The sequence below is a fragment of the Burkholderia sp. AU32262 genome, assembly GCF_020419985.1.
Lineage (GTDB): Bacteria > Pseudomonadota > Gammaproteobacteria > Burkholderiales > Burkholderiaceae > Burkholderia > Burkholderia semiarida.
The window spans coordinates 23,353-49,951 of record NZ_JAIZRS010000034.1 but is presented as its reverse complement, the minus strand read 5'-3'; the positions used below and the strand labels follow the sequence as shown (position 1 = coordinate 49,951).

Annotated in this window: 25 protein-coding genes and 2 pseudogenes; 17 read left to right on the top strand and 10 right to left on the bottom strand. The window is 67.1% G+C overall.

The genetic code is table 11. The features are described 5' to 3' along the window. Window positions 1-41 precede the first annotated feature (41 nt). The 5 genes and pseudogenes from glmS to LGN10_RS29535 all read left to right on the top strand — a co-directional run bounded on the left by glmS (window position 42) and on the right by LGN10_RS29535 (window position 3,289). Window positions 42-1,859: a glutamine--fructose-6-phosphate transaminase (isomerizing) gene (glmS, locus tag LGN10_RS29550; protein ID WP_060317126.1), complete on the top strand. Its 1,818-nt coding sequence runs from the start codon at window positions 42-44 to the stop codon at window positions 1,857-1,859. 130 nt (window positions 1,860-1,989) lie between these two features. Continuing rightward, a pseudogene (locus tag LGN10_RS33770) lies at window positions 1,990-2,233 on the top strand (type II toxin-antitoxin system RelE/ParE family toxin); the annotation flags it as partial. Next, on the top strand, window positions 2,229-2,549 hold the full coding sequence (locus tag LGN10_RS29545; protein ID WP_059576393.1) for a helix-turn-helix domain-containing protein: 321 nt from the start codon (window positions 2,229-2,231) through the stop codon (window positions 2,547-2,549). The pseudogene LGN10_RS33770 and the gene LGN10_RS29545, both read left to right, overlap by 5 nt. 69 nt (window positions 2,550-2,618) lie before the next feature. Next, entirely contained in the window at window positions 2,619-3,071 is a 453-nt protein-coding gene (locus LGN10_RS29540; RefSeq protein WP_226225895.1) for a hypothetical protein, read from the top strand. Next, entirely contained in the window at window positions 3,071-3,289 is a 219-nt protein-coding gene (locus LGN10_RS29535) for a hypothetical protein (protein ID WP_006477594.1), read from the top strand. Before LGN10_RS29540 ends, LGN10_RS29535 begins: the two co-directional genes overlap by 1 nt. A 115-nt stretch (window positions 3,290-3,404) precedes the next feature. On the opposite strand, the gene LGN10_RS29530 is transcribed toward LGN10_RS29535, so the two are convergent. After that, window positions 3,405-4,241 carry an FTR1 family iron permease gene (locus LGN10_RS29530; RefSeq protein ID WP_226225893.1) on the bottom strand — a complete coding sequence of 279 codons (837 nt, stop codon included), beginning with the start codon at window positions 4,239-4,241 and terminating at the stop codon, window positions 3,405-3,407. A gap of 12 nt (window positions 4,242-4,253) precedes the next feature. Next, complete coding sequence (locus tag LGN10_RS29525; RefSeq protein WP_006488047.1) at window positions 4,254-4,586, bottom strand: cupredoxin domain-containing protein; 333 nt, start codon at window positions 4,584-4,586, stop codon at window positions 4,254-4,256. Window positions 4,587-4,919: 333 nt separating this feature from the next. Between LGN10_RS29525 and LGN10_RS29520 the strand changes: the two genes are divergently transcribed. Further along, a complete protein-coding gene (locus LGN10_RS29520; RefSeq protein ID WP_226225905.1) occupies window positions 4,920-5,120 on the top strand; it encodes a heavy-metal-associated domain-containing protein in 201 nt (66 codons plus the stop codon). 58 nt (window positions 5,121-5,178) lie between these two features. Here LGN10_RS29520 and LGN10_RS29515 read toward each other — a convergent pair whose 3' ends face one another. Then, window positions 5,179-6,669, bottom strand: a complete 1,491-nt coding sequence (locus LGN10_RS29515) for an aldehyde dehydrogenase (RefSeq protein ID WP_059641229.1) — start codon at window positions 6,667-6,669, stop codon at window positions 5,179-5,181. 88 nt (window positions 6,670-6,757) lie between these two features. Continuing rightward, window positions 6,758-7,309 (bottom strand): cupin domain-containing protein, encoded by a 552-nt coding sequence (locus LGN10_RS29510; protein ID WP_226225891.1) that lies wholly within the window; start codon window positions 7,307-7,309, stop codon window positions 6,758-6,760. 434 nt (window positions 7,310-7,743) lie between these two features. Here LGN10_RS29510 and LGN10_RS29505 point away from each other — a divergent pair, with 434 nt between their 5' ends. The 11 genes and pseudogenes from LGN10_RS29505 (at window position 7,744) to LGN10_RS29455 (ending at window position 20,634) form a co-directional block, all read left to right on the top strand. Then, complete coding sequence (locus LGN10_RS29505) at window positions 7,744-7,926, top strand: hypothetical protein (RefSeq protein ID WP_059576381.1); 183 nt, start codon at window positions 7,744-7,746, stop codon at window positions 7,924-7,926. Between the two features lie 283 nt (window positions 7,927-8,209). After that, window positions 8,210-8,995: pseudogene (locus tag LGN10_RS29500) on the top strand (gamma-glutamyl-gamma-aminobutyrate hydrolase family protein). A 28-nt stretch (window positions 8,996-9,023) separates the two neighbouring features. Next, window positions 9,024-10,361, top strand: a complete 1,338-nt coding sequence (locus LGN10_RS29495) for a glutamine synthetase family protein (RefSeq protein WP_226225889.1) — start codon at window positions 9,024-9,026, stop codon at window positions 10,359-10,361. A 34-nt stretch (window positions 10,362-10,395) separates the two neighbouring features. Continuing rightward, window positions 10,396-11,838, top strand: a complete 1,443-nt coding sequence (locus LGN10_RS29490; protein WP_226225888.1) for an aspartate aminotransferase family protein — start codon at window positions 10,396-10,398, stop codon at window positions 11,836-11,838. A 62-nt stretch (window positions 11,839-11,900) separates the two neighbouring features. Then, on the top strand, window positions 11,901-13,016 hold the full coding sequence (locus LGN10_RS29485) for a polyamine ABC transporter substrate-binding protein (RefSeq protein ID WP_059583859.1): 1,116 nt from the start codon (window positions 11,901-11,903) through the stop codon (window positions 13,014-13,016). Window positions 13,017-13,202: 186 nt separating this feature from the next. Then, window positions 13,203-14,357 (top strand): ABC transporter ATP-binding protein, encoded by a 1,155-nt coding sequence (locus LGN10_RS29480; RefSeq protein WP_226225887.1) that lies wholly within the window; start codon window positions 13,203-13,205, stop codon window positions 14,355-14,357. A 10-nt stretch (window positions 14,358-14,367) separates the two neighbouring features. After that, window positions 14,368-15,354 (top strand): ABC transporter permease subunit, encoded by a 987-nt coding sequence (locus LGN10_RS29475; RefSeq protein WP_226225886.1) that lies wholly within the window; start codon window positions 14,368-14,370, stop codon window positions 15,352-15,354. Next, window positions 15,351-16,190 carry an ABC transporter permease subunit gene (locus LGN10_RS29470; RefSeq protein WP_059583866.1) on the top strand — a complete coding sequence of 280 codons (840 nt, stop codon included), beginning with the start codon at window positions 15,351-15,353 and terminating at the stop codon, window positions 16,188-16,190. Before LGN10_RS29475 ends, LGN10_RS29470 begins: the two co-directional genes overlap by 4 nt. A 115-nt stretch (window positions 16,191-16,305) precedes the next feature. Then, entirely contained in the window at window positions 16,306-17,904 is a 1,599-nt protein-coding gene (locus tag LGN10_RS29465; protein ID WP_226225885.1) for a DUF3138 family protein, read from the top strand. Window positions 17,905-18,002: 98 nt separating this feature from the next. Then, window positions 18,003-19,307: an NAD(P)/FAD-dependent oxidoreductase gene (locus LGN10_RS29460; RefSeq protein WP_226225884.1), complete on the top strand. Its 1,305-nt coding sequence runs from the start codon at window positions 18,003-18,005 to the stop codon at window positions 19,305-19,307. 25 nt (window positions 19,308-19,332) lie between these two features. Next, window positions 19,333-20,634 (top strand): NAD(P)/FAD-dependent oxidoreductase, encoded by a 1,302-nt coding sequence (locus LGN10_RS29455; protein WP_226225883.1) that lies wholly within the window; start codon window positions 19,333-19,335, stop codon window positions 20,632-20,634. 149 nt (window positions 20,635-20,783) lie between these two features. Here the strand turns inward: LGN10_RS29455 and LGN10_RS29450 are convergent, their stop codons facing one another. The 6 genes from LGN10_RS29450 to LGN10_RS29425 form a co-directional block, all read right to left on the bottom strand. Continuing rightward, window positions 20,784-21,449 carry a DUF799 domain-containing protein gene (locus tag LGN10_RS29450; protein WP_059583871.1) on the bottom strand — a complete coding sequence of 222 codons (666 nt, stop codon included), beginning with the start codon at window positions 21,447-21,449 and terminating at the stop codon, window positions 20,784-20,786. Between the two features lie 14 nt (window positions 21,450-21,463). Next, complete coding sequence (locus LGN10_RS29445; RefSeq protein WP_059583873.1) at window positions 21,464-21,907, bottom strand: DUF4810 domain-containing protein; 444 nt, start codon at window positions 21,905-21,907, stop codon at window positions 21,464-21,466. A gap of 80 nt (window positions 21,908-21,987) precedes the next feature. After that, window positions 21,988-22,659 carry a CsgG/HfaB family protein gene (locus LGN10_RS29440; RefSeq protein ID WP_185716591.1) on the bottom strand — a complete coding sequence of 224 codons (672 nt, stop codon included), beginning with the start codon at window positions 22,657-22,659 and terminating at the stop codon, window positions 21,988-21,990. Window positions 22,660-23,136: 477 nt separating this feature from the next. Next, on the bottom strand, window positions 23,137-24,492 hold the full coding sequence (gene gor, locus LGN10_RS29435) for a glutathione-disulfide reductase (RefSeq protein ID WP_059642412.1): 1,356 nt from the start codon (window positions 24,490-24,492) through the stop codon (window positions 23,137-23,139). Window positions 24,493-24,726: 234 nt separating this feature from the next. Next, entirely contained in the window at window positions 24,727-24,951 is a 225-nt protein-coding gene (locus tag LGN10_RS29430) for a hypothetical protein (RefSeq protein WP_226225904.1), read from the bottom strand. A gap of 374 nt (window positions 24,952-25,325) precedes the next feature. Then, window positions 25,326-26,447, bottom strand: coding sequence for a porin (locus LGN10_RS29425; RefSeq protein WP_059642415.1), 1,122 nt, complete (start codon window positions 26,445-26,447; stop codon window positions 25,326-25,328). Between the last annotated feature and the right edge of the window lie 152 nt (window positions 26,448-26,599).

Sequence of the window (26,599 nt, the reverse complement as noted above, 5' to 3'; positions counted from 1 at the left end):
GCCCGCGCGGCGCCCGCGTCGACTTACAGGACTGACCATTCATGTGCGGCATTGTCGGCGCAGTTGCGCAGCGTAATATCGTTCCGGTGCTGATCGAAGGATTGCGGCGCCTCGAATACCGTGGCTACGACTCGTGCGGCGTCGCCGTGCTCGAGCCCGACGCACCGAAGCGCGCGCGCAGCGTCGCGCGCGTCGCCGATCTCGATGCGCAGGTGCGCGAGACGCACCTCGAAGGCTCGACCGGCGTCGCGCACACGCGCTGGGCCACGCACGGCGCGCCCGTCACGCACAACGCGCACCCGATCTTCTCGTCGAACGCGCTCGCGCTCGTGCACAACGGCATCATCGAGAACTTCGAGACGCTGCGCGAAACGCTGCGCGCGAAGGGCTACGAATTCGTGTCGCAGACCGACACCGAAGTGATCGCGCACCTCGTGCACAGCCTGTACCGCGGCAACCTGTTCGACGCGGTGCGCGAAGCCGTTCACCAGTTGCACGGCGCGTATGCGATCGCCGTGATCCACAAGGACCAGCCGCACACCGTCGTCGGCGCGCGCCAGGGTTCGCCGCTCGTCGTCGGTCACGGCGACGGCGAGAACTTCCTCGCGTCCGACGCGCTCGCGCTCGCGGGCAGCACCGACCGCTTCACGTTCCTCGAGGAAGGCGACGTGTGCGAGCTGTCGCTCGACGGCGTGACGATCGTCGATCGCCACGGCGCCACCGTGCAGCGCGAGATCCGCGTGGTCAGCGCGTACGGCGGCGCGGTCGAGCTTGGGCCCTATCGCCACTTCATGCAGAAGGAAATCTTCGAGCAGCCGCGCGCGATCGGCGACACCGTGCCGCAGACGGAAGCCTTCGACGCGACGCTGTTCGGCGACGCCGCGCCCGCCGCGTTCGCGGAAATCGACAGCCTGCTGATCCTCGCGTGCGGCACGAGCTACTACTCGGGCCTCACCGCGAAGTACTGGCTCGAATCGATCGCGAAGATCCCGACCCAGGTCGAGATCGCCAGCGAATACCGCTACCGCGAGTCGGTGCCGAACCCGCGCCAGCTCGTGCTCGTGATCTCGCAATCGGGCGAGACGGCCGATACACTCGCGGCGCTCAAGCATGCGCAGTCGCTCGGCCATACGCATACGCTCGCGGTGTGCAACGTCGCGACGAGCGCGATGGTGCGCCTGACCGAGATGCAGTTCCTGACGCACGCGGGCACCGAGATCGGCGTCGCGTCGACGAAGGCGTTCACCACGCAGCTCGTCGCGCTGTTCGTGCTGGCCGCGACGCTCGGCAAGCTGCGCGGGCACGTGGACGCCGCGCAGGAAGCGCAATTCGTGAAGGAGCTGCGCCACCTGCCGGCCGCGCTGAACAGCGTGCTCGCGCTCGAGCCGCAGATCATCGCGTGGTCGGAGGAATTCGCGCGCAAGGAAAACGCGCTGTTCCTCGGCCGCGGGCTGCACTACCCGATCGCGCTCGAAGGCGCGCTGAAGCTGAAGGAAATCTCGTACATCCACGCCGAAGCCTATCCGGCCGGCGAGCTGAAGCACGGGCCGCTCGCGCTCGTCACCGAAGCGATGCCGGTGGTGACGGTCGCGCCGAACGACACGCTGCTCGAGAAGCTGAAGTCGAACATGCAGGAAGTGCGCGCGCGCGGCGGCGAGCTATACGTGTTCGCGGATGCCGACACGCAGATCGTCAACGACGACGGCCTGCACGTGATCCGGATGCCGGAACACTATGGCCAGTTGTCGCCGATCCTGCACGTCGTGCCGCTGCAACTGCTCGCGTATCACACCGCGTGCGCGCGCGGCACCGACGTCGACAAGCCGCGCAACCTCGCGAAATCGGTGACGGTGGAGTAAGGCCGCGCGACGGGATGGCCCCTCGCCGGGCCGTCCCCGCCGCGTGCGCGCGCAAGGCAGGCCATTCGGCCAGGTCGAAATATGTACCACGTAGTGGTATATAATCCGGTGCTGACTCGACCGGCTCGACATGCCTGCTTCCGTACGGCGCGTGTTCAAGACGAAGGGGTTTCACCAGGCAGCGGGAAAGCGGAATCGCCGATGGCGAGCTCTACCGCGCGGTGCGGGAACTGGCCTGCGGCCGGGGCGTCGATCCCGGCGGCAACGTCTGGAAGAGGCGCCTCGGAAAGCGCGCCGCGGACGTAGGTCGACACACCGACAGCGACATCGCGACGCCGGTCGCACTGAAAGCGCTTGTGGAGATTTGCAATGGCCAAGGGTCGATTCAAGAGCGACGCAACGGAGGCGATCCACAGCGCCGCGTCGGGGCTTTATCGCGCCAACCTGCTCGACAAGAAGACGATGCGGGAATACGACGATCTCTGCATCGAAGCCGCGCCGCAATTCGATCCGGAAGCGATCGCCCGCATCCGCAAGTCGGTCAACGTCAGCCAGAGCGTGTTCGCGCTCTACCTGAACACGACGACATCGACGATCCGCCAATGGGAACAGGGCGACAAGCGGCCGAGCGGCATCGCCGCGCGCATGCTCCAGATCGTCGAAAAACACGGGCTCGAGGTGTTCTCCTGAGCCGGCTTCCCCGACTGCCCATGCACGGCCCGGCCGCACGCGCGCCGCAACGAATATGACGGAGAGACAATGGTAAGACTGTTTGGATGCGGATTGCTGGCGCTGACGTTCGCGTCGACGAGTTGGGCCGCCGAGCACTATGTCGAGGTCTGGAACCCGCCCGAGGCGCGGCAACCCGCGGCTCGCACGCCGGCTGCGCGCCCGGGCGCCGACGCGCGTACCGGCAAGAGCGCGGAGAAGCACGCGAGCGCCACGCCGAAAGCCACCGCGAAACCGCACAAGCGCCGCGTCGCGCAGGCCGTGAAAGCCGGCCCGCACCGCCCGGCCGCCACCGCGACCGATACGCCGGCCGCCCCGCGCCCCGTGGCGCAACCCGCGCCGGGGCATCTCACGGTGATGCAGCCGGGCGCACCGGACGCGACGCATGCGCTCACGTTCTCCGACATCCCGCGTCAATACACGCCGGACGGCAACGTGCTGCAGGTCGGCACGCACGGCCGCTCCGCGGAGGTGACTCGATAATGGAAGCGCAGACCTACCACGGCTACCAGATCTGGGGCCACGCGATCCTGCAGCAGGACGAGATCATGCAGCCCGAGCGCTTCGCGGCGAGCGGCACGATCACGCAGAACAACCGGCTGGTCGAGGCGTCGGGCGTGCTCGGCGTATTCGACACCGAAGACGACGCGCGCGATGCAGGGCTCGAATGGGCGCGCGCGTGGATCGACAACCACAGCTGACCGAACGCAAGCGCGCACCCACGGCCGTCACCGATGAGGCCGCGCAGGTGCGGCGCGCACCGCAAATGAAGAAGGGGCGTCCGCGACGCCCCTTCTTTCATTCGAACCCCTCGACTCACGCCGCGGCGTGCGGCGGCCTCACCGTCTCCCGCGGCCGGCCGACGAGCCGTGCCAGCACGACGATCGCCACCAGCGTCGCGACGTACACGGCGATCTGGATACCCGCCGGGCGCGCGGTATAGCCGACGAGCGTATGCAGCGCCTTGCCGACGATGCTCGATTCCTTGAGCAGCCACGACGTGTCCCACACCGCATCGCCCCACGACGGCACGAGGCCCGCGGCCAGCAGGAAGCCGACGCACTGGCTTGCCATGCCCGCCGCCAGCAACACGATCAACCCGTTGGTGACGGAGAACAGGCGCTTGAGCGGAATCTGCAGCAAACCCGCATACATCGCATAGCCGAGGCCCGCGCCGCCGAGCACGCCGAGCAGCCCGCCCGCGATCATCTGCGGCGTCTGCCCCGGGTCTCCGGCCGCGATCCCGTACAGGAACAGGACGGCCTCGGAACCCTCGCGCAGCACCGCGACGCCGACCACGATCGCGAGCCCGGTCAGCGGCCGGCGGCCGCCCGCGACCGCGCGGCCGACCTCGCCCATGTGCAGCGCCATTTCGCGGCCGTGCCGGCTCATCCAGATGCAGTGCCACGCGAGCATCAGCGTCGCGACGAACATCACGCCCGCGTTGAAGACCTCCTGCCCCATGCCGGACGCCCATTGCGAGATCACGTCGGCGAACGCCGCGATCAGGCCGGCGCCGACCACGCCGCCGACCAGCCCGCCGCCCACCCACCAGCCGCGCCGCGGCACGCCCTTCGTGGCGGCCATCACGATCGAGACCACCAGCGCGGCCTCGAGCACTTCACGAAAGACGATCAGGGCAGTGGACAGCATGTCGGTATCGGCTTACTTGACGGTCAGGTGCGTCTTCGACTGCGCTTCGTGATACTCGTCGTGGAACTCGTAGGTCCCGGCCTTCAGCGGCCCGACGAGAATCTCGACCGACTTGCCGGCCGGCACGACCTTCTCCGCCTTGAAGTCGTCGCTCTCGAATTCGGCGGGCGTCGCGTCGAGGTTCTTCACGACGAATTTCACCTTCTTGCCGGCAGGAATCGTCACGCCGTCCGGCGAAAACTTGTGGTCCTTCAGCGTGAGGTTGACGACGTCGTCGGCAGCGAAGGCGGACGTGGCCGACGCGCCCAGCAGGGCCAATGCGAAACCGATAGCGAAACGGGTCATGTGCGTAATGGTTTGAAATATGGAAGGGAATCGATACTAAGATCGATTCGCATTTTCACCTCGAAGTACCCTTACTCGCGGCATGGAGATCGTGCACCGTCGATGCGACGCGCGCGTTGCCGCGCAAGGCTTTGCCGGGTTTTGCCGGCAATGCACGGCCGTCAATCGGGAAAGATTCGGACTGACGCACGCATGCAAATGCCCATTCATCAGACCTCAGCATTACAAATGGCTGATGCGATGCCCACCGCCGTATGCGGCGCACTTGACCTTCCCACCATGGCAAGCTTCATGCTGAACGTATTCGTCAACCACCAACCCGGAGAACACACGATGGAATTCGAAGTCCAGGACATGACCTGCGGCGGTTGCGCCAGCGCGATCACGCGCGCGGTGACGGCCGCCGATCCCGCCGCGAAGCTCGACATCGATGTCGCGGCGAAGATCGTCAAGGTCGAGTCGGCGCAAGGCGCCGAACGCGTGCGGTCGATCATCGAAGCCGCCGGCTTCCATCCCGCGCTGCGCAGCGCGTAACGCGCTTGCGATCGCCGGCGCACCGCCGAACGGCGAGGCGCCGGCAGCCACCCATGCGTCAGCGCAGCCGGATCAGCGTCGACTTCAGTTCGGTGTACTTCTCGAGCGCGTGCAGCGACTTGTCGCGGCCGTTGCCCGACTGCTTGTAGCCGCCGAACGGGAAGTTCATGTCGCCGCCCTCGTCATAGCAGTTCACCCACACCGTGCCCGCGCGCAGCCGGCGCGACACGTCGTGCGCGGTCGTCAGGTTCGACGTCCATACGGCCGCGGCCAGCCCGTATTCGGTGTCGTTCGCGATCCTGACGGCCTCGTCGACGTCGTCGAACACGATCACCGACAGCACGGGCCCGAAGATCTCCTCGCGCGCGATCTTCGCATCGGGCTTCACCTCGAACACCGTCGGCTCGACGTAGAAGCCGCCCGTTTCCGCATGCACGCGTGCGCCGCCGGTCACGAGCCGGCCTTCGCCGCGCCCCGCCTCGATGTAACCGAGCACGCGCTCGAGCTGGATGCCGTCGACGATCGCGCCCATCGACACCGACGGATCGAGCGGATTGCCCGGCACGTACGCGCGCGCGGCCGCGACGAGCTTCTCGATGAACGCATCCTTGATGTCGCGATGCACGAGCAGCCGGGAGCCCGCCGTGCACATCTCGCCCATGTTGTAGAAGATCGCGCCGGCCGCCGTCTGCGCCGCGCGGTCGAGATCGGGGCAGTCGGGCAGCACGATGTTCGGCGACTTTCCGCCGAGCTCCAGCCACGCGCGCTTCAGGTTCGACTGCGCCGCATACTGCATGATCAGCTTGCCGACCGCCGTCGAGCCCGTGAACGCGATGCAGTCGACGTCGCGATGCAGCGCGAGCAGCTTGCCCGGCTCGCCCGCGCCCGGCACCACGTTGAACACGCCGGCCGGCATGCCGGCCTCGAACGCGAGCTGCGCGACGCGGATCGCGGTCAGCGGCGATTTCTCCGACGGCTTCAGCACGACGCTGTTGCCGGCCGCGAGCGCGGGGCCGAATTTCCATGCGGCCATCAGGATCGGGAAATTCCACGGCACGACGGCGGCCACCACGCCGACCGGCTCGCGCGTGACGAGGCCGACGAGATGGTGATCGGCCGGCGCGACCTCGCCGCCGACCTTGTCGATCGCCTCGGCGAACCATTCGACGCAGTACGCGGCGCCCGGCACGTCGACCGTCGTCGTGTCGCCGATCGGCTTGCCCGCGTCGAGCGTCTCGAGCAGCGACAGCTCGTCGAGATGCGCGCGCATCAGTGCGGCCCAGCGCAGCAGCACGGCCTTGCGCTCGCGCGGGTTCAGGCCGGCCCACACGCCCGCATCGAACGCGCGGCGCGCGGCCGCGACGGCGGCGTTCACGTCCGCTTCGCCGCAGTCGGCGACCTTCGCCAGCACGCGGCCGTCGATCGGGCTCACGCAGTCGAAGGTCCTGCCGCCGTGCGCGTCGCGCGGCGCGCCATCGATGAATGCGCGCCCTTCGATCTCGAGCGACGCCGCCTTGCGTTGCCAGTCAGCCAAAGTCAACTTGTTCATCGGGATACCTCAATGTTGTGGCATTCGCGATGCGGCACGCCGCGCGCGTGGCACGCGGCCGGCCTGCAGCGAATGCGGTGACGCGCGGTCAGAAGGTCGCCGGCGAATTGGCCGAGACGACCTCGCAGATCAGTTCCGCGCTGGGATTGCGAAAACGATGCGGCAAACGGCTTTCGAAGTAGTAGCCGTCGCCGGGGTCGAGCAGCCACGTCGCGCCGTCGACGGTCAGCTCGAGCCGGCCCGACACGACGACGCCGCCCTCGTGCCCCGCGTGCACCAGCATCTCGGGGCCCGTGTCGGCCAGCGGCTGATAGGTTTCGCGCAGGATGCACATGTTGCGGTCCTTCACGTTCGCGCCGACGAGCTGAAACGCGAGCAACTCGTTGCCGAGGTTCGGCATCTCGTCGCGACGCGACACGATCGCGCGCGATTCGACGAGTTCGAACGTGAAGAACTCGGCGAGACTCATCGGAATGCATTCGAGCAGTTTCTTCAGCGAGCCGACCGACGGGCTCACGCGCCCCTGTTCGATCAGCGAGATCGTGCCGTTGGTGACGCCGGCGCGTTTCGCGAGTTCGCGCTGCGACAGGCCATGCTTGTTGCGCACGAAACGCAGGCGCTCGGCGACTTCGGTGGACATCGATTCGGTTTCGGACACGATAAGTGCGATGACAAAGTGAAACGACGCATGGGACAGCCGTTGAATATTCTAATCACTTTATGACGCACATCAGCGGGGAAAACCCTGAAAGCCGTTCGAAATAATGGACGGCGCGCCGACTATTCCCTTTATGAATCTTTTATTCGTACTGCTCGGGAAAGCCCTGATGCAGGACCATTAAAAAACATTTGACGCCGTTATTGGCTCGTATATGCTGGCTCTCAGGTCAGCGTCAAAGCGGCATCGCAATGCAGCAATCGATGCCCGTCAATGTTGAATGACGCAGGGCCGGCGCCTCGATTATTTTAAACGCCCCGCGCGTCGAAACGATCAGGTGTTCAATACTTTCAACAAACCAGTCGAGTGTAATCGTGAGAGTCCGTGGCCCTCTGGTGAGGTGGGATCGAGGCGATGTGCGAAGTTTGCGCAGCGCCGGTCCCGCTTCCGACGGCAGTTGCGGCTGGCATAGTCCTCGCCTGCTTCACCTGTCGATCTACACCATCCTGTCCCGTCGTTCCGTTCGGCGCCACAACGCCGTTTCCGCACGCGCATTCGTCGCCGTCGATACCGACGAAGTGGCGTCGCTGCTGCCGTAGCGCCTCTCCTTTCTTTACGCCGTTCGTTTCGTCCGCCGATTCGCCAACCGCATCGTCCATGCGGTGACGGAACGCGTGCGCGCATGCGTTGCCGCGTCGCGCATCGCGATGAACCGAACGACGGCCTGACCGTCGCGCGCAGCGCGGATCGCCACGCCATCCCGTTGCGCCCATTCACCAGCGGCCGTGCGCCTCGCGCCCGGCTGCGGGGTCGTGTCGCGCCCGCGTTTTGCCGCATTCGGCTCGATGCACGTCACGTCCCTACGGATTACTGATTGACGTCATGGAAAGGAAACCTCTCGTCGGCATCACCGCCGACCTCACCCAGCTCGGCGCCCACGCGTCGCATACGGTCGGCGACAAGTACGTCGCCGCGATCGTCGACGGCGCGCAGGCGCTCGCGATGGTGCTGCCGGCCCTCGGCGAGCGCCAGTCGACCGACGACGTGCTCGACGCGGTCGACGGGCTGCTGTTTACCGGCAGCTACTCGAACGTCGAGCCGCATCTGTATGGCGGCGAACCGAGTGCGCCGGGCACGAAGCACGACCCGGCGCGCGACGCGACGACGCTGCCGCTGCTGCGTGCGGCCATCGTCGCAGGCGTGCCCGTGCTCGCCGTATGCCGCGGCTTCCAGGAGCTGAACGTCGTCTTCGGCGGCACGCTGCACCAGCACGTGCACGACGTGCCCGGCCTCGCCGATCACCGCGAGGACGACGACGCGCCGCTGGACACGCAATACGGCCCCGCGCACGTCGTGCGCCTGACGCCCGGCGGCAAGCTGCATGCGCTCGCCGGCGGCCGCGACGAAGTGCACGTGAACTCGCTGCACAAGCAGGGCATCGCGCGGCTCGGCGCGGGCCTCGCGATCGAGGCCGTCGCGCCGGACGGCCTGATCGAGGCCGTGAGCGTCGCCGACGCGCCGGCGTTCGCGCTCGCCGTGCAGTGACATCCGGAATGGCAGCACGCGCAGAACCCGCTGTCGAGCGCGATCTTCCGCGCGTTCGGCGACGCCTGCCGCGCCCGCCGCGCCGCCCGCACGCGGGCCACGGCCGCCGCCGCGCTCGCCTGAGCGCGCCCACCAGACAACGAGAACAGACATGCAAGACATCGAAGGCTTTCTGAAGCAGCACCGGATCACCGAGATCGAAGCGATCATTCCCGACATGGCCGGCATCGCGCGCGGCAAGATCACGCCGCGCAACAAGTTCACGTCCGGCGAATCGATGCGCCTGCCGCAGGCCGTGATGGTGCAGACCGTCACCGGCGACTATCCGGAAGACGGATCGCTCACCGGCGTGACCGACCCCGGCATGGTGTGCGTGCCCGACACGTCGACGATCCGCCTGATCCCGTGGGCCGTCGACCCGACCGCGCAGGTGATCCACGACTGCGTGCATTTCGACGGCTCGCCGGTCGAGATCTCGCCGCGCTACGTACTGCGCCGCGTGCTCGACCTGTACAAGGCGAAGGGCTGGAAGCCCGTCGTCGCACCCGAGCTGGAGTTCTACCTGGTCGACATGAACAAGGACCCCGACCTGCCGCTGCGCCCGCCGGTCGGCCGCACGGGCCGCCCGGAAACGGGCCGCCAGTCGTATTCGATCGAGGCCGTCAACGAGTTCGACCCGCTGTTCGAGGACATCTACGAGTACTGCGAAGCACAGAACCTCGACATCGACACGCTGATCCACGAAGTCGGCGCCGCGCAGATGGAGATCAACTTCATGCACGGCGACGCGCTGTCGCTGGCCGACCAGGTGTTCCTGTTCAAGCGCACGGTGCGCGAGGCCGCGCTGCGTCACAACATGTACGCGACGTTCATGGCCAAGCCGATGGAAGACGAACCGGGCTCGGCGATGCACGTGCACCAGAGCATCGTCGACGAGGAAACGGGCCAGAACCTGTTCACGTCGCAGGAGACGGGCGGCGCGACGTCGATGTTCTACAACTACCTCGCGGGGCTGCAGAAGTACACGCCGGCGCTGATGCCGATCTTCGCGCCGTACATCAACTCGTATCGCCGCCTGTCGCGCTTCATGGCCGCGCCGATCAACGTGCAGTGGGGCTACGACAACCGCACGGTGGGGTTCCGCATTCCGCATTCGGGCCCGGCCGCGCGCCGCATCGAAAACCGCATCCCGGGCGTGGACTGCAACCCGTACCTCGCGCTCGCCGCGACGCTCGCGGCCGGCTACCTCGGCATGACGCAGCGTCTGGAGCCGACCGAGCCGCTGGTGAGCGACGGCTACAGCCTGCCGTACCAGTTGCCGCGCAATCTCGAGGAAGGGCTGACGCTGATGGCCGCGTGCGAGCCGCTCGGCGAGATCCTCGGGCCCAAGTTCCTGAAGGCGTATTTCGCGCTGAAGGAAACCGAATACGAAGCGTTCTTCCGCGTGATCAGCTCGTGGGAACGCCGCCATCTGCTGCTGCACGTGTAAGCGTGCCAACCGCATACGGAATCACGGAGGAAACATGACTTACCGCAACGAATCTGCCTGGATCCAGCCGGCCGCGCCGAGCGCCACGGCCGCCGCGCCGCGCGCGACGCAGGCGCGCTCGACCGCCGAATACCGCGCGCTCGACGCCGCGCACCACATGCACCCGTTCTCGGACATGGGCGCGCTCAACCGCGCCGGCAGCCGCGTGATCGTGAAGGCCGACGGCGTCTACCTGTGGGACTCGGACGGCAACAAGATCATCGACGGGATGGCCGGCCTCTGGTGCGTGAACGTCGGCTACGGCCGCAAGGAGCTCGCCGACGCCGCGTATCGCCAGATCCAGGAACTGCCGTTCTACAACACGTTCTTCAAGACCACGCACCCGCCGGTGATCGAGCTTTCCGCGATGCTCGCGGAAGTGACACCGGCCGGCTTCAACCACTTCTTCTACTGCAACAGCGGCTCGGAAGGCAACGACACCGTGCTGCGCCTCGTGCACCAGTACTGGCGCGTGCAGGGCAAGCCGCAGAAGAAATACGTGATCTCGCGCAGGAACGGCTATCACGGCTCGACGATCGCGGGCGGCACGCTCGGCGGGATGGGCTACATGCACGAGCAGATGCCGTCGAAGGTCGAGCACATCGTGCATATCGACCAGCCGTATTTCTTCGGCGAAGCGCAAGCAGGCGAGACGCCCGAAGCGTTCGGCCTCGCGCGCGCGCGGCAGCTCGAGGCGAAGATCCTCGAACTCGGCGCGGAGAACGTCGCCGCGTTCATCGGCGAGCCGTTCCAGGGCGCGGGCGGCGTGATCTTCCCGCCGTCGACGTACTGGCCGGAAATCCAGCGGATCTGCCGCAAGTACGACATCCTGCTGGTGGCCGACGAGGTGATCGGCGGGTTCGGGCGCACCGGCGAATGGTTCGCGCATCAGCACTTCGGCTTCGAGCCGGACCTGATCACGATGGCGAAGGGCCTGACGTCGGGCTACGTACCGATGGGCGCGGTGGGCATCCACGAGCGCGTCGCGCGCCCGATCATCGACAACGGCGAATTCAACCACGGCCTCACGTATTCGGGCCACCCGGTGGCGGCGGCCGTCGCGGTCGCGAACCTGAAGCTGCTGCGCGACGAAGGGATCGTCGAGCGCGTGAAGACCGACACGGGCCCCTACTTCCAGGCGCTGATGCGCGAAACCTTCGCACGTCATCCGATCGTCGGCGAAGTGCACGGCCACGGGATGGTCGCGAGCCTGCAACTGGCCGAAGCGCCGGCCGAACGCCGCCGCTTCGCGAACGGCGGCGACGTCGGCACGATCTGCCGCGACTTCTGCTTCAACGGCAACCTGATCATGCGCGCGACCGGCGACCGGATGCTGCTGTCGCCGCCGCTCGTGATCTCGCGCCAGGAAATCGACGAGCTCGTGTCGAAGGCGAAGAAGGCCGTCGACGCCACCGCCCAGCAACTGGGTATTTCGTAACGGTTTTGCCTACAGGCGTGCGGCGGGCGCCGCACGCCGCCATCATCCAGGGGAATTCCACCATGCGTGCCTGCTTACTTCGCCAAGCCTGTTCCATCGCGGCCCTTGCCGCAGTGGCCGCGTTCACGTCGGTCGCCAGCCCGTCGGCCCATGCCGAGGACCTGAACGTCTACAACTGGTCCGACTACATCGCGCCGGACACGATCCCGAACTTCCAGAAGCAGACGGGTATCCACGTCAAGTACGACAACTACGACAGCGACGACACGCTTCAGGCGAAGCTGCTGGCCGGCAGCTCGGGCTACGACATCGTCGTGCCGACGTCGAACTACATGGCCAAGCAGATCCAGGCCGGCGTGTACCAGAAGCTCGACAAGTCGAAGATCCCGAACCTCGCGAATCTCGACCCGCTGCTGATGAAGATGATCGCCGACGCCGACCCCGGCAACCAGTACGGCGTGCCGTGGGCGTACGGCACGGACGGCATCGGCTACAACGCGCAGGCGGTGAAGAAGGCGCTCGGCGACAAGGCGCCGGTCGACAGCTGGGCGCTGGTGTTCGACCCGGCCAACATGGAAAAGCTGAAGAGCTGCGGCGTGTCGTTCCTCGACCAGGCCGTGGACGTGTTCGCCGCCACGCTGCAGTACATGGGCAAGGATCCGAACAGCAAGAACCCGGCCGATTACCAGGCTGCGTTCGAGGTCCTGAAGAAAGTCCGCCCGTACATCACCCAGTTCAATTCGTCCGGCTACATCAACGACCTCGCGAACAACGACGTGTGCGTCGTGCTCGGCTGGTCGGGCGACGTCGGCATCGCGCACCGCCGCTCGGCCGAGGCGAAGCGCTCGTACGACATCAAGTTCGCGAACCCGAAGGAAGGCGGCCTGCTGTGGTTCGACGTGATGGTGGTCCCGAAGGACGCGCCGCACCCGGAAGCCGCGATGAAGTGGATCAACTACATTTCCGACCCGAAGGTCAACGCGGCGATCACCAACACGGTGTTCTACCCGACCGCGAACAAGGCCGCGCACCCGTTCGTCACGCCGGCCGTCGCGCAGGACCCGACCGTCTACCCGCCCGAAGACGTGCTGAAGAAGATGGTGCTGATGAAGCCGATGCCGGCCGACATCCTGCGCCTCGAGAACCGTCTGTGGGCGCAGTTGAAGACGGGCCACTGACCGCCATGCATCGCGGCGGCGCAGGCATCGCGGTACGCCTGCCCGCCTGAGATCCGCGGACGTCCGTCCGCCCGCGCGCCACGCGCGCTGTTCCATCCGGCACGAGCCGTTGCTCGCGAGTCGCGTTGCGCGCCTCGCGCGGGGACGCTCACGCCTGCAATCCGTGAAGAACGAATGGTGACTCCCATGCAATCGATACCCTCTTCCGCTGCCGCACGCCAGACCCAACCGGCCGCCGCGCCCCGTACGCAGAACGATGCATTCGTGCGCATCGAAAACGTCGTGAAGAAATTCGGCGACAGCACGGCCGTCGACAACGTGAACCTGACGATCGCGAAGAACGAGCTGTTCGCGCTGCTTGGCAGCTCGGGCTGCGGCAAGTCCACGCTGCTGCGCATGCTCGCCGGGCTGGAAACGGCCACCTCCGGCAAGATCTTCGTCGACGGCGAGGACCTCGCGTCGCTGCCGCCGTACCGCCGCCCGGTCAACATGATGTTCCAGTCGTACGCGCTGTTCCCGCACATGACGGTCGAATCGAACGTCGCGTTCGGCCTGAAGCAGGAAGGGACGCCGAAAAACGAGATCAAGGAGCGCGTGGCCGATGCGCTCGCGCTCGTGCAGATGAGCAAGTACGCGAAGCGCAAGCCGCATCAGCTGTCGGGCGGCCAGCAGCAGCGCGTCGCGCTCGCGCGTTCGCTGGTCAAGCGCCCGAAGCTCCTGCTGCTCGACGAGCCGATGTCCGCGCTCGACAAGAAGATCCGCCAGAAGACCCAGCTCGAACTCGTGAACATCATCGAGAAGGTCGACGTGACCTGCGTGATGGTCACGCACGACCAGGAAGAGGCGATGACGATGGCGAGCCGCCTCGCGGTGATGAGCGAAGGCAAGATCGTGCAGATCGGCTCGCCCGGCGAGGTCTACGAATACCCGAACAGCCGCTTCTCGGCCGAATTCATCGGCTCGACGAACCTGTTCGAGGGGCGCGTGGTCGAGGACGAGCCCGATCACATCTTCGTCGAGAGCGACGACCTCGAAGCCCGCATGTACGTGAGCCACGGCGTGACCGGCCCGCTCGGCATGCCGGTCGGCATCTCGGTGCGCCCGGAGCGCATCCACGTGTCGCGCGAGAAGCCGGGCTCGAAGCACAACTGGGCGCGCGGCGTCGTCACCGACATCGCGTACATGGGCAGCTATTCGCTGTATCACGTGCGCCTGCCGAGCGGCAAGACGGTGGTGTCGAACCTGTCGAGCTCGCACCTGATGAACGACGGTGCGCCGGCGTGGAACGACGACGTGTTCGTGTCGTGGTCGCCGGCCAGCGGCGTCGTGCTGACGCAGTGAGGACGCCGCGATGAGAACCTCCGCTTCCACGCCTTCCGCGCCGGTGTCGACCGGCGCCGCGCGCACCGGCGCGGGCCGCGCCCGCCCGGGCCGCTTCGCCCCGCTGTCGCGCTTGCTTCCGTCGGGCCGCACCGTCGCGATCGGCGTGCCGTTCCTGTGGCTGGCCGTGTTCTTCGCGCTGCCGTTCGTGCTGGTGCTGAAGATCAGCTTCGCCGACCAGGTGATGGGCATCCCGCCGTACACGTCGCTCGTCGAGATCAAGGACGGCGTCGTGCACTTCGCGCTGCAACTGTCGCACTACGCGTTCCTGCTGCAGGACGACCTGTACGTCGCGACCTACCTCAGCTCGCTGAAGATGGCCGCCGTGTCGACGGTGCTGTGCCTGCTGATCGGTTACCCGATGGCGTACTACATCGCGCGCTCGGAGCCGAGCCGCCGCAACGTGCTGATGATGGCCGTGATGCTGCCGTTCTGGACGTCGTTCCTGATCCGCGTGTACGCATGGATCGGCATCCTGAAGGACGACGGCCTGCTGAACCACACGCTGATCGCGCTCGGCATCATCCACACGCCGCTGCGGCTCTACCACACCGATGCGGGCGTCTACATCGGGATGGTCTATTCGTACCTGCCGTTCATGGTGATGCCGCTCTACGCGCACCTCGTGAAGATGGACCTGACGCTGCTCGAGGCCGCGTACGACCTCGGTGCGAAGCCGTGGGTCGCGTTCACGCGCATCACGCTGCCGCTGTCGAAGAACGGGATCATCGCCGGCAGCCTGCTGGTGTTCATCCCGGCGGTGGGCGAGTACGTGATCCCGGAGCTGCTCGGCGGCGCCGACACGCTGATGATCGGCCGCGTGATGTGGGATGAATTCTTCAACAACATGGACTGGCCGATGGCGTCCGCGGTGACGGTCGCGATGGTGCTGCTGTTGCTGGTGCCGATGGCGCTGTTCCAGTACTACCAGGTCAAGGAACTGGGAGACGCGAAATGATCAAGCCGAACAAACCGCTGTCGACGGGCGTGCTCGCCTTCGGCTTCCTGTTCCTGTACATCCCGATCATCAGCCTCGTCGTGTACTCGTTCAACGAATCGAAGCTGGTGACGGTGTGGTCGGGCTTCTCGCTGAAATGGTACGCGGCGCTGCTGGACGACGACGAGCTGCTCAACTCCGCGTGGCTGTCGCTGAAGATCGGTCTCCTGACAGCCACCGCGTCGGTCGTGATCGGCACGTGGGCGGGCTTCGTGCTCGCGCGCTTCGGCCGTTTCAAGGGCTTCACGCTGTACACGGGGATGATCAACGCGCCGCTGGTGATTCCGGAGGTGATCCAGGGGATCTCGCTGCTGTTGCTGTTCGTCGCGCTCGAGCAGATGTTCGGCTGGCCGAAGGGGCGCGGGATGGTGACGATCTGGATCGGCCACGTGATGTTGTGCGTGTCGTACGTGGCGATCATCGTGCAGTCGCGCGTGAAGGAGATGAACAAGTCGCTCGAGGAGGCCGCGCTGGATCTCGGCGCGACGCCGCTGAAGGTGTTCTTCGTGGTGACGCTGCCGCTGATCTCGCAAGCGCTGCTGTCGGGGTGGCTGCTGTCGTTCACGCTGTCGATCGACGATCTGGTGCTGTCGGCGTTCCTGTCCGGGCCCGGCTCGACGACGCTGCCGCTGGTGGTGTTCTCGCGCGTGCGGCTGGGCTTGAACCCCGAGATGAATGCGCTGGCGACGCTGTTCATCACGGCCGTGACGATCGGCGTGATCGTCGTGAACCGGATGATGATCGCGCGCGAGCGGCGCCGGATGGCCGACTTGAAGGCGGCGTTCGCGGCGGCCTGACGGCCCGCCGCCTGCTTCGACGACAACAAGCACTGCAGACAAGCAACACGCGCTGCCCCAGGGGGGCGCGCGATTCGATCCCGATTTGACAGGCGCACGACTAGGAGAATCCGCAATGAAGAAGAAACTGATCTGCCTGCTGGTGGCCGGCGCGTTGCCGGGCGTCGCGCTGGCCGGTTCGACATCCGCCGAAATCAAGGCGCTGCAGGCGCAGGTCGCGGCGCTGCAGAAACAGATGAAGGCGATGCAGGCGCAGCTCGCCGCGAAGCCGGGCGGCGCAGCGGCCGTCGCGGCGTCCGGCGCGAGCGGCGGCATGGCCGGCGGCGGCAGCGGCGGCAGCGCCGTCGCGGTCGCGGCCGATCCGGGCTCGCCGGATTACGGCCGCGCGCGCGCCATGCTGACCAACGACGAGGTCAGCGAAATGAAGCAGCAGATCGCGAACCAGCAGTTGAAGGTCGACTCGCTGACCGACGCGGCCAACACGGGCCCGCTCGCCGGCCTGTCGGTCACCGGCTACATCGATCCGACCTACGTCTACAACCGCGCGGCCGGCACGTCGTCGTTCCTGTTCGCGAACCACGAGAACGCGTACAACTATTTCAACAGCACGTTCGGCGATCTTTACCTCGACATCAAGAAGACGTTCGGCGTCGGCCCGATGGCGCCGTCGGCCGAGATCACGCTGATGCCGAACCGCGGCAACGGCATCACGCTGCTGCAGAACTCGCGCGGCTCGATCACCGACAACCTGCTGAACACGGCGGTCGTCAACGTGCCGATCACCGCGTCGACCACGCTGGTGGCCGGCCTGATCCCGAGCTTCGGCGGCTACGAGGTGCAGCAGTCGAACCAGATGCTCACGCTCACGCACAACCTGCTGTACGATTTCTCCGATCCGGGCAGCTACGTCGGTGTCGGCGCGAACTACACGAAGGGCGCCTGGGCGTGGAAGTTCTTCCTCGGCAACGAGCAGTACCGCACGTACGGTTCGGTCACGCAGACGGGCACCAACGCGCTCGGCGATCCGATCACCACCAGCAACAAGGTGCCGACCTTCACTGCGCGCGCGGACTACACGTGGTCGAGCGCGCTCGACATCGGCGGCTCGTTCAACATCGGGCGGCAGACGCTGGCGAGCGCGATCGACGATCAGGGCAACGTCCACTACGGCCCGGGCGGCGCGGCGCCGAGCGGCTACGGTTCGTTCTTCTTCGGCGAACTCGACGCGACCTACACGCTCGCCGACGTTCAGTACAACGCCGAAGTCGACTACGGCCGGCAGCAGCATGCGGCGTTCAACGGCGGGCTCGCGCAGTGGTACGGGCTGTCGCTGCTCGCGCACCGCAAGTTCAACGCGCCGGTGGTCGGCCGCATGGGCGTGACGCTGCGCTACGACCTGCTCGCGAACTCGAAGAACGGCGGCGGCGGCGGCGGCATCGCGCTGAACGGCAACGGGATGGACCCGAGCAACGGTTTCGGCGTCGACGCGGACTGCCTCGCGATGTCGAAGGCCGGCGGCGGCCTGGGCTTCGAGTGCAAGGGCGCGGTGCGCCAGGACGTCGCGCTCGACCTGCTGTTCTATCCGACCCAGCAGATCACCGTGAAGGTCGAATACCGGCACGACTGGGCGAACAACAAGGTGTTCCTGCGCAACGACGGATCGTACGGCAAGTCCAACGACCTGCTCGCGACGCAGTTCATCTATTCGTTCTGATGCGGCACGCGCGGGGCGCCGTGGCGCACGCGCGGCGTCCCGCGCCGTTTTTGGGGTGGCCGCGCGCAGCGCGCGGCCTTGTCGAGGGAGTCGGTTTCATGACGCAGTCCTTCACTCGCCGCGCCGATGCGCTCGCGCGCGACTCGTACTACGAAGCAACCGCCGCGCGGCCCGCGGCGGACGATCCGACGCTCGAAGCGGCAATCGACGTCGACGTGTGCGTGATCGGCGCCGGCTTCGCGGGCCTGTCGACGGCGCTCGACTGCCGCGCGCGCGGGCTGTCCGTCGCCGTGATCGATGCGCACCGGCCCGGCTGGGGCGCATCGGGCCGCAACGGCGGCCAGGCGATCACGGGCTTCGCGAAAGACGAAGCGATCGAGCGGCAGCTCGGCGCCGACGGCGCGCGCGCCGCGTGGTCGCTGTCGCTCGACGGCGTCGCGCTGATCGCCGAGCGCATCGCGCGCTACGGAATCGACTGCGACTTCACGCGCGGCTACCTGACGGTCGCGACGAAGCCGCGCCGCATCGACGACCTGCGTGCGTGGATGAACACCGCGACGTCGCGCTGGGGCCATCCGTCGCTCGCGTGGCTCGATACCGGCGAGATCCAGGCGCGCATTGCATCGACGCGCTATCTGGCCGGCGTGCACGATCCGCTGTCGGGCCATCTGCATCCGCTCAAGTACTGCCTCGGCCTCGCCGATGCCGCGCGCCGCGAAGGCGTCGAGCTGTATGCGCACACGCCCGCGCTCGACGTCGTGCGCGGCGCGCGGCCCGTCGTGCGCACGCCGTCGGGCGAGGTGCGCTGCCGCTTCGTCGTGTCGTGCTGCAACGCGGGCCCCGGCGGCGTGCTGCCGGCGGCGACCGCCGCGCGCATCGCGCCGATCGCGTCGTACATCATCGCGACCGAGCCGCTCGGCCGCACGCGCGCCGACGCGCTGATCGCCCGACGCGAAGCCGTGTGCGACAACAATTTCTTCCTCGACTACTTCCGGCTGTCGGCCGACCACCGGATGCTGTTCGGCGGCCGCGCGAATTCGGCCGGCGCGTCGCCCGCCGCGCTCGCCGAAGCGATCCGGCAGCGCATGGCCGGCGTGTTCCCGCAGCTCGGCGACGTGCGCGTCGAGCACGCGTGGGGCGGCTTCGTCGACGTCACGCGCAACCGCGCGCCGGATTTCGGCGCGATCGATCCGAACTTCTTCTACGTCCAGGGCTTCAGCGGGCACGGCGTCGCGCTCACCGGCATCGCCGGGCGCGCGGTCGCGGGCGCGATCGCGGGCGACACGCGCGCGTTCGACCTGTTCGCGCGCCTGCGTCATCGGCGCTTTCCCGGCGGCGACGCATGGCGGCAGCCCGCGCTCGAGCTCGGCATGCTGTACCACCGCGTACGCGAGCTGTTCTGAGCCCTTTCACTCCGCGCTTCCTATCATGCAGACATTCGCCAACCAGCCGCACGTCGCGTCGTACTACGCGGCGACCGCCAACGATACGACCCGCCACGCGCCGCTCGCCGGCACGACCGACGCCGACGTGTGCGTGATCGGCGCGGGCCTCACCGGCCTGTCCGCCGCGCTCAACCTCGCCGAGCGCGGCCATTCGGTGACCGTGCTCGAAGCGTCGCGGGTCGGATGGGCGGCGAGCGGCCGCAACGGCGGGCAGTTGATCGGCGGCTTCGCGTGCGACATCGACACGTTCGCGCGATTCATGCCGGAAGGCGACGTGAAGCGCATCTGGGACATGGGGCTCGAAACGCTATCGCTCGTGAAGTCGCGCATCGCGCGGCACGGCATCGACTGCGCGCTGATGCCCGGCTATCTGACCGCGGCCAACACCGAGCGCGACGCCGATGCGCTGAAGCGGTGGCGCGACAAAGCCGCGAAGCGCTTCGGCTACGACCGCTTCCACTTCGTCGAAGCCGACGCGCTCGGCGATTACGTGCAGTCCGAACGCTATCGCGGCGGCCTGTACGACCCGGACAGCGGCCACCTCCATCCGCTGAACTACACGCTCGGCCTCGCGCGGGCGGCAACCGAAGCAGGCGTGCGCATCCACGAGGACAGCTGCGTGACGCGCGTGCGCGACGTGTCCGGCGGCCACGTCGTCGAGACGAGCGGCGGCAACGTGCGTGCGCGCTTCGTCGTGCTCGCGTGCAATACGTACGTCGGCACGCTCGCGCCCGCGCTGTCGAGGAAGATCATGCCGGTCGGCACCTACGTGATCGCGACCGAGCCGCTCGGCCAGGCGCGCGCCGACGCGCTGATGCCCGCGCGCGCGGCGATCTGCGACAGCCGCTTCGTGCTCGACTATTTCCGGCCGGCGCCGGACACGCGGCTCGTGTGGGGCGGCAAGGTCAGCTATTCGACGCGCGAGCCGCGCGATCTCGCCGCGGCAATGCGCGCGGACATGCTGAAGACGTTCCCGCAGCTCGCGGACGTGAAGGTCGATTATGCGTGGGGCGGCTTCGTCGACATCACGATGAACCGTGCGCCGCATTTCGGCCGCATCACGCCGACGACGTACTTCGCGCAGGGGTTTTCAGGGCACGGCGTGAACACGACCGCGCTTGCGGGCAAGCTGATCGCCGAAGCGATCGACGGACAGGCGAGCCGCTTCGATCTGTTCGACAAGATCCGGCATCGCGACTTCCCCGGCGGCGAGGCGCTGCGCACGCCGGCACTGGTGCTCGCGATGAGCTGGTACCGGCTGCTGGATGCGTTCGGCGTGCATTGAGCGTGATTGCGCGGCACTGGATTGCGATACGGCCGTGAGCGCGAAAACGCGGCAAACACACACCGCGCGCGCACATGGTGCAGCCGTTCGGCCGGATTGCATGCTGTCGGCACGGCGGGCGCATGAAGCGCCCGCGCGCCCTGCGCCGCTCAGTCCGTGCCGTACTTCGGCGAATGCGGACCGTACAGCAGCCCGTTCGGCGGACCGGCCGACAGCAGTCGCGTGCTGGTGTACGCCGCAACGTCGTGGCTCTGGTCCATCAGCGTGTTCGCGATCTGCTTGACCGCGGCCACCACGAGCATGCCGATCAGGCTGCCGCCGCCATTGTTGTTGCCTTCGTCGCTGCTCGCGCTCGCGCGGCCCTGCCACAGCACGTCGCCGGTACGCAGATCGACGAGCTTCGCCGATGCCGACACGACCGTCGCGCTCGCGAGAACCCGGTAGACGGTGCCGTACTGCGACACCTTCGAATACAGCGCGGCGTCCGCGCCGAAGATCTCGCGCAGCTTCGCGGGCGACGTCTCCTGGATCTCGGCCGGGTTGGTCAGGCCGTTCTGCTTGAACGTCTCGTCCATCACGGCGACCGGCACGACGTAATAGCCCGACTCGGCGAGCGGCAGCGTCATCTGCGACAGCAGCCCGTAGGTCGCGCCCACGTCGGACGTCTCGTTGAGCGGCGGCAGCACGAGGATCGAGCGCGGCTGGCTCTTCTTGAACGCCGTGTAGTCGGGCCGTTTCACCGGTTGCGCGCACGCGCTCAGCAGCGCGACGAGCGACAGCACGGACAGCAGCTTGAATGAGAGTGTCTTGAACATGGCGGGTGCGTCGCTCACTGTTTGGCGGTGGTCGGATCGGCGTTCTTCTGGCCGGCGACCGTCTGGTCGACCGCCTTCTGGCCGGCGGCCTTCGGGTCGGCGGCCTTCGGCGCACCGGTTTTCTTCTTCAGCAGGAAGTCCATGTAGGTCGCGGACTCCGGAAACAGCTGTTTCTCGGCCTGCAGTTCCTGTTCGGCCTGCTGCTCGCTGCCGATGCTCGCGTACAGCATGCCGAGATGCGCGTGGAAGCCCGGCGGCGGCGTATGGCCCTTGCCGCGAATCTCCTGCAGCGCTTTTTCGAGCGCGTCGATCTGCTCCTGCGGCGACTTCTGCCCCTTGAAGTATTCGTACACCTGCGGCTGATAGCCGGTCCACTGATAGAGCGGCGGCGTGGAGCTCGCGCAGCCGGCGAGCAGCAAGGCGGCGGCCGTCGCCGGCAGCCAGTTACCCCGTTTCATGGTCTTTTCTCTTGTGATGTCGTGTTGAATCGGTCGAGCGCGGCGCCGGCCCCGGCGCCCGCTGCGGCGGGTTGCGACGCTTACTGCGCGACCTTCAATGCGCCGGCGTCGACCTGCTCCGCCAGATGGTTCACGGCTTCCTGGATCGCGAGATCCAGCACCTTGCCGTTGAGCGTCGAGTCGTAGCCGGCCGTGCCGCCGAAGCCGATCACCTCGCGGTTCGACAGGCTGAACTCGCCCGCGCCCTGGCTCGATGCGACGACTTCCGACGTCGTCGTGTCGACGATGTTCAGGTTGACCTTCGCGTACGCGACCTGCGTCTTGCCGCGGCCGAGAATGCCGAACAGCTGATGATCGCCGACGTCCTTGCGGCCGAACTCGGTCACGTCGCCGGTGACGACGTAGTTCGCGCCCTTCACGGCCTGCGCCTTCTTCATGAAGCCCGCTTCCTGCTTGATCTCGTCGAGGTTCTCGCGATCGAGCACGTTGAAGCGGCGGCTCTGCTGCAGGCGCGTGACGAGGATCGTCTTCGCCTGTCCGCCGAGGCGGTCGATGCCGTCGGAGAAGATGCCGCGCATGTAGCTCGAACGGTTGTCGAACTTGCCGACGGCGATCGCCACGGGCTTGCCCGCGTACGGCTTCTGCGCGCTGCTGACGGCCGGCACGTCGAGCGTGCGCGACGATTCGGTCGCGCAGCCGGACAGCGCCGCGACGACCGCGGCCGCCACGAGGACGGTGCGTCGTGTCTGAATGTTCACTGCTGGTCTCCTTGCGTGGAAAGATGGCCCGGAACGGGCATGCCGGCTCACAGGCTGACTGAAGAGCCGGCGGTTGATGCGGTGATCGAAACGGCCTGGGCGTGCTTCGGCGCGCGCGACTTCATCGCCCGGACGGCGACGGAGAGGGCGGCATGCGAAGAGAAAATGCGCGCAACGGATCGGTCGCGGCAAGATGCGAACGCGCGGCGCATGAATCGGCGCTCCCACGTGCGCCCGCTACGCGATGATTCTGGTTACTGCGCTGTTGTTCGCGCATGATCGGCCCCGTATATGATTTTTGTCGATCATACCAAGCCTGATTATTGAGACGGTATTTCTTGAGAAGAATGGACGTGCTTTCCGAATCGTCGGCCAGCGCGTGATATACGACGCGCCGACCGAGCATGGGCGAAACGCGCACGGCGGCCCCGCGAGCCGGCGCGCCGGTGCGTCCCGGCGCGTGTTCACGCCCTAGTCGGCCACCTTCTGCCGCATCGTCACGAATTCCTCGGCCGCGGTCGGATGAATGCCGATCGTGTCGTCGAACTGCGCCTTCGTCGCGCCCGCGCGAATCGCGATCGCGATGCCCTGGATGATCTCGCCCGCATCGCGGCCGACCATGTGCGCGCCGACCACGCGCTGGCTGTCGCGCGCGACGACGAGCTTCATCAGCGTGCGCTCGTCGCGGCCCGACAGCGTGTGACGCAGCGCCTTGAACGACGTGCGGTAGATATCGACGTCGCCGTGCGCGTGACGCGCATCGGCCTCGGTCAGGCCGACCGTCGCGACCTCCGGCTGGCTGAACACGGCCGACGGCACGTACGCGTGATCGACCGCCACGCGCGAGCCGCCGAACAGCGTGCGCGCGAGCAAGCCGGCGTCGCGCGTCGCGACCGGTGTGAGCTGCGGCCGCGACGTGACGTCGCCGATCGCGTGGACCGACGGCACCGACGTCGCCGAATACGCATCGACGGCGATCGCGCCGCGCGCATCGAGCAGGATGCCCGCCTGCTCGAGCCCGATCCCGTCGACGTTGGGCACGCGCCCCGTCGCATAGAGCACCTGATCGTACGGCCCGTGCCGCGCGTCGCCGACGCGCACGAACAGCGTGCCGTCGCTCGCGCGCTCGATCGATTCGATCACCGCGCGCGGGTGAATCGTGACGCCCTGCTTCGTCATCTCGTCGGTCAGGAACTGGCGCACGTCGTCGTCGAAGCCGCGGAGAATTTTTTCGCCGCGATAGAACACGTCGACGTGACTGCCGAAACCGTTGAAGATGCCCGCGAACTCGACCGCGATATAGCCGCCGCCGACCACCGCGATGCGCTTGGGGCACGTCGCGAGCGACAGCGCCTCGCGCGACGTGATCGCGTGTTCGATGCCGGGCCGCGGCGGCAGCACCGGACGCGAGCCGGTCGCGATCGCGATGTGGCGCGCACGGATCGTGCGCGCGCCGACCGCGACCGTGTGCGCATCGACGAGCGTCGCGCGGCCGGCGTGCATGTCGACGCCGGATTGCCGCAGCAGGCTGATGTAGATGTCGCTCAAGCGGTTGATCTCGCGATCCTTCGCGGCGATCAGCGCGGGCCAGTCGAGCGTGCCGGCGCCGAAAGTCCAGCCGAAGCCCTTCGCATCGTCGACTTCGTGCGGGTAGTGCGACGCGTACACGAGCAGCTTCTTCGGGATGCAGCCGCGCAGCACGCAGGTGCCGCCGATCTGCTCTTCTTCCGCTATGCCGACGCGTGCGCCGTATGACGCGGACATGCGCGCGAGCCTCACACCGCCCGAGCCGGCGCCGATGACGAACAGGTCGTAGTCGAAATCCATCGCATTCCCTCATCGCAGTTCGGATGGGGGCACGATAGCAAGATTCGGGGATTCGTGCGGCGCATGGCGCGCGCCCGATAAAAAACGGCGAGAGACGACGCCTCTCGCCGGTCAAACCGGCTGGCGGTTGTGCCATGCGTCACCGATCGACCGCATGCCCGACCTGCCGGTTGCGCGGCACCGGTCGGCCCGGGCGCGCGAAGGGCGCGCCCGCGGCCGGACCGGCCGCCATGCTCATGCCTGCGACGTGTCGCTGCCGTCCGTCGCCTGCGTATCGTCTGCCTGCCGCGGCTGCTCGTCCTTCTTCTCGAGCATGCCTTCGATCGCCTCGGCGCCCTTGAAGCCGGCGACGGCTGCGGCCACCTTGGTCAGCAGGCCCGCATCCGGGTCCAGCTTTTCCACGCCTTCGACGGCGGCCACTGCGCCGGCGATTTCACCCACGACGTTCAGGATACCCATCGTCATCCCCTTTCAAGAAAATCGTGAGCGCATCGTCCCACGAAAGAAACCGGCGAACCGCGTTTGTCATCGCCGGATACACAAGTTACGCACCAGGCCGGCCGCGCTCGCGGAGCGCGATCGGAACGACGCACGCGCACGCCTGACGGCGTGCCGCGCGCGATGCACGCAGCGTAGCGGAAAGCCCGCGCGCGGACTGTAAAAGTGTGTTCTGGATTGCCGACGAATCGCTTACGGCGCGGGACTGCCGCAATGGAGCGTTCGCCGAATAGTCGAACGCGCGCATGAAGGTCGCGCGACGAAAAAAAAGAGGCTCCGCGGAGCCTCTTCGATGCACGCCGGACGAAGCCGGCGCATGCATTTTCCGACGTTCGTCAGAAGATATTGCGCAGGCCGATCGCGATGCCGGTCTGGTTGCTGCGGCCGGGCAGCTCGACGTTCGCCGCGCCGTTCGTCTTGTTGAAGTCGACGGTGCCGTAGATTTCGGTGCGCTTGCTCAGCGCGTACTCGGCGATGCCGACGATCGCGTAGCGGTTGCCGCTCGCGAGCGTGCCGTTCGTGGTCATCGCATTGCGCATGTGGTCGTAGTAGAACGCGCCCGTCAGCGTCAGCGGCGCGCTGACCTGCCAGCTCACGCCCGCGAACGGACCGTCGTCGATGCGGCCCGTGCCCTTCGCGACCGGGATCGACTGCTGCGCGAGCAGGCTGTCGACGAAGCCCGTGTCGTCCTTCGAGCGCAGGTAACCCGCGTAGATCTTCGCCTTGCTGAACGCGTACACGACGTTCGCGTGGTAGATCGTCTGCTTGCGCGCCGAGTTGTCGCTGTTCTGCTGCGCGCCGGCCGCGATGCTGAGCGGGCCCATCACGTACGACAGCGACACGCCCCATGCATTGCCCTTGCCGAGCGAGCCCGGAATCTGGCCCGAGAAGCCGCCGGCGCCAGTCGATTCGTAGTTGGTGCCGGTCGAGTACATCGCCTTCGCGGTCAGGCCCGCGAACTTGCCCGTGTACTTGATCTGGTTGTCCGCATACAGGCCGCCGCCGAGGGCGACCGGCAGCCACGCGTTTTCGAGGTAGTTGCCGACGGTCAGGGGATCGTAGGTGTCCGCCAGCAGGTCGAACAGCGGCGTCTTCTGGCGGCCGAGCGTCACCGTGCCGTACGGGCTCTGCAGGCCGACGTACGCCGCGCGGTTGAACAGGCGGCCGCTGTCGGCGAATGCGCCGTTCTGCAGGTTCACGCCGCTCTCGAGGTTGAACACGGCCTTCAGGCCGCCGCCGAGGTCTTCCGTGCCGTAGATGCCGAAGCGGCTGTTCGTGATCGCGCCGTTGCTCATCGACAGCAGGCCGTCGTTCTTCGCGTTGGCGTTGGTCAGGTAACGGATGCTGGCGTCGGCGACGCCCCACAGCGTGACCGAGCTTTGTGCTGCTGCGTACTGGCTGGCGAAGGCCAGCGCCGCGCCCCCTGCGATAGCGGCGAGTCGGGTGGTCTGCTTCATGAGCGTTCCTTTTTTAGGTGTCTCCATTCGTGACCGGCCGCGTGCGCAGCCGGGTGGCGATCGCACACGTTCATGGCGCGCGCGATGTGGGCTGAATCATAAGACGAGTGCGAACGCTGAAAGAAATTGAAATACGCGGCAAGCGCGCGATT

Excerpts from the sequence above, each read along its gene's own strand:
- glmS (WP_060317126.1), top strand. The coding sequence starts at position 42 with ATGTGCGGCATTGTCGGCGCAGTTGCGCAGCGTAATATCGTTCCGGTG.
- LGN10_RS29545 (WP_059576393.1), top strand. The coding sequence starts at position 2,229 with ATGGCCAAGGGTCGATTCAAGAGCGACGCAACGGAGGCGATCCACAGC.
- LGN10_RS29540 (WP_226225895.1), top strand. The coding sequence starts at position 2,619 with ATGGTAAGACTGTTTGGATGCGGATTGCTGGCGCTGACGTTCGCGTCG.
- LGN10_RS29535 (WP_006477594.1), top strand. The coding sequence starts at position 3,071 with ATGGAAGCGCAGACCTACCACGGCTACCAGATCTGGGGCCACGCGATC.
- LGN10_RS29530 (WP_226225893.1), bottom strand. The coding sequence starts at position 4,241 with ATGCTGTCCACTGCCCTGATCGTCTTTCGTGAAGTGCTCGAGGCCGCG.
- LGN10_RS29525 (WP_006488047.1), bottom strand. The coding sequence starts at position 4,586 with ATGACCCGTTTCGCTATCGGTTTCGCATTGGCCCTGCTGGGCGCGTCG.
- LGN10_RS29520 (WP_226225905.1), top strand. The coding sequence starts at position 4,920 with ATGGAATTCGAAGTCCAGGACATGACCTGCGGCGGTTGCGCCAGCGCG.
- LGN10_RS29515 (WP_059641229.1), bottom strand. The coding sequence starts at position 6,669 with ATGAACAAGTTGACTTTGGCTGACTGGCAACGCAAGGCGGCGTCGCTC.
- LGN10_RS29510 (WP_226225891.1), bottom strand. The coding sequence starts at position 7,309 with ATGTCCACCGAAGTCGCCGAGCGCCTGCGTTTCGTGCGCAACAAGCAT.
- LGN10_RS29495 (WP_226225889.1), top strand. The coding sequence starts at position 9,024 with ATGCAAGACATCGAAGGCTTTCTGAAGCAGCACCGGATCACCGAGATC.
- LGN10_RS29490 (WP_226225888.1), top strand. The coding sequence starts at position 10,396 with ATGACTTACCGCAACGAATCTGCCTGGATCCAGCCGGCCGCGCCGAGC.
- LGN10_RS29485 (WP_059583859.1), top strand. The coding sequence starts at position 11,901 with ATGCGTGCCTGCTTACTTCGCCAAGCCTGTTCCATCGCGGCCCTTGCC.
- LGN10_RS29480 (WP_226225887.1), top strand. The coding sequence starts at position 13,203 with ATGCAATCGATACCCTCTTCCGCTGCCGCACGCCAGACCCAACCGGCC.
- LGN10_RS29475 (WP_226225886.1), top strand. The coding sequence starts at position 14,368 with ATGAGAACCTCCGCTTCCACGCCTTCCGCGCCGGTGTCGACCGGCGCC.
- LGN10_RS29470 (WP_059583866.1), top strand. The coding sequence starts at position 15,351 with ATGATCAAGCCGAACAAACCGCTGTCGACGGGCGTGCTCGCCTTCGGC.
- LGN10_RS29465 (WP_226225885.1), top strand. The coding sequence starts at position 16,306 with ATGAAGAAGAAACTGATCTGCCTGCTGGTGGCCGGCGCGTTGCCGGGC.
- LGN10_RS29460 (WP_226225884.1), top strand. The coding sequence starts at position 18,003 with ATGACGCAGTCCTTCACTCGCCGCGCCGATGCGCTCGCGCGCGACTCG.
- LGN10_RS29455 (WP_226225883.1), top strand. The coding sequence starts at position 19,333 with ATGCAGACATTCGCCAACCAGCCGCACGTCGCGTCGTACTACGCGGCG.
- LGN10_RS29450 (WP_059583871.1), bottom strand. The coding sequence starts at position 21,449 with ATGTTCAAGACACTCTCATTCAAGCTGCTGTCCGTGCTGTCGCTCGTC.
- LGN10_RS29445 (WP_059583873.1), bottom strand. The coding sequence starts at position 21,907 with ATGAAACGGGGTAACTGGCTGCCGGCGACGGCCGCCGCCTTGCTGCTC.
- gor (WP_059642412.1), bottom strand. The coding sequence starts at position 24,492 with ATGGATTTCGACTACGACCTGTTCGTCATCGGCGCCGGCTCGGGCGGT.
- LGN10_RS29430 (WP_226225904.1), bottom strand. The coding sequence starts at position 24,951 with ATGGGTATCCTGAACGTCGTGGGTGAAATCGCCGGCGCAGTGGCCGCC.
- LGN10_RS29425 (WP_059642415.1), bottom strand. The coding sequence starts at position 26,447 with ATGAAGCAGACCACCCGACTCGCCGCTATCGCAGGGGGCGCGGCGCTG.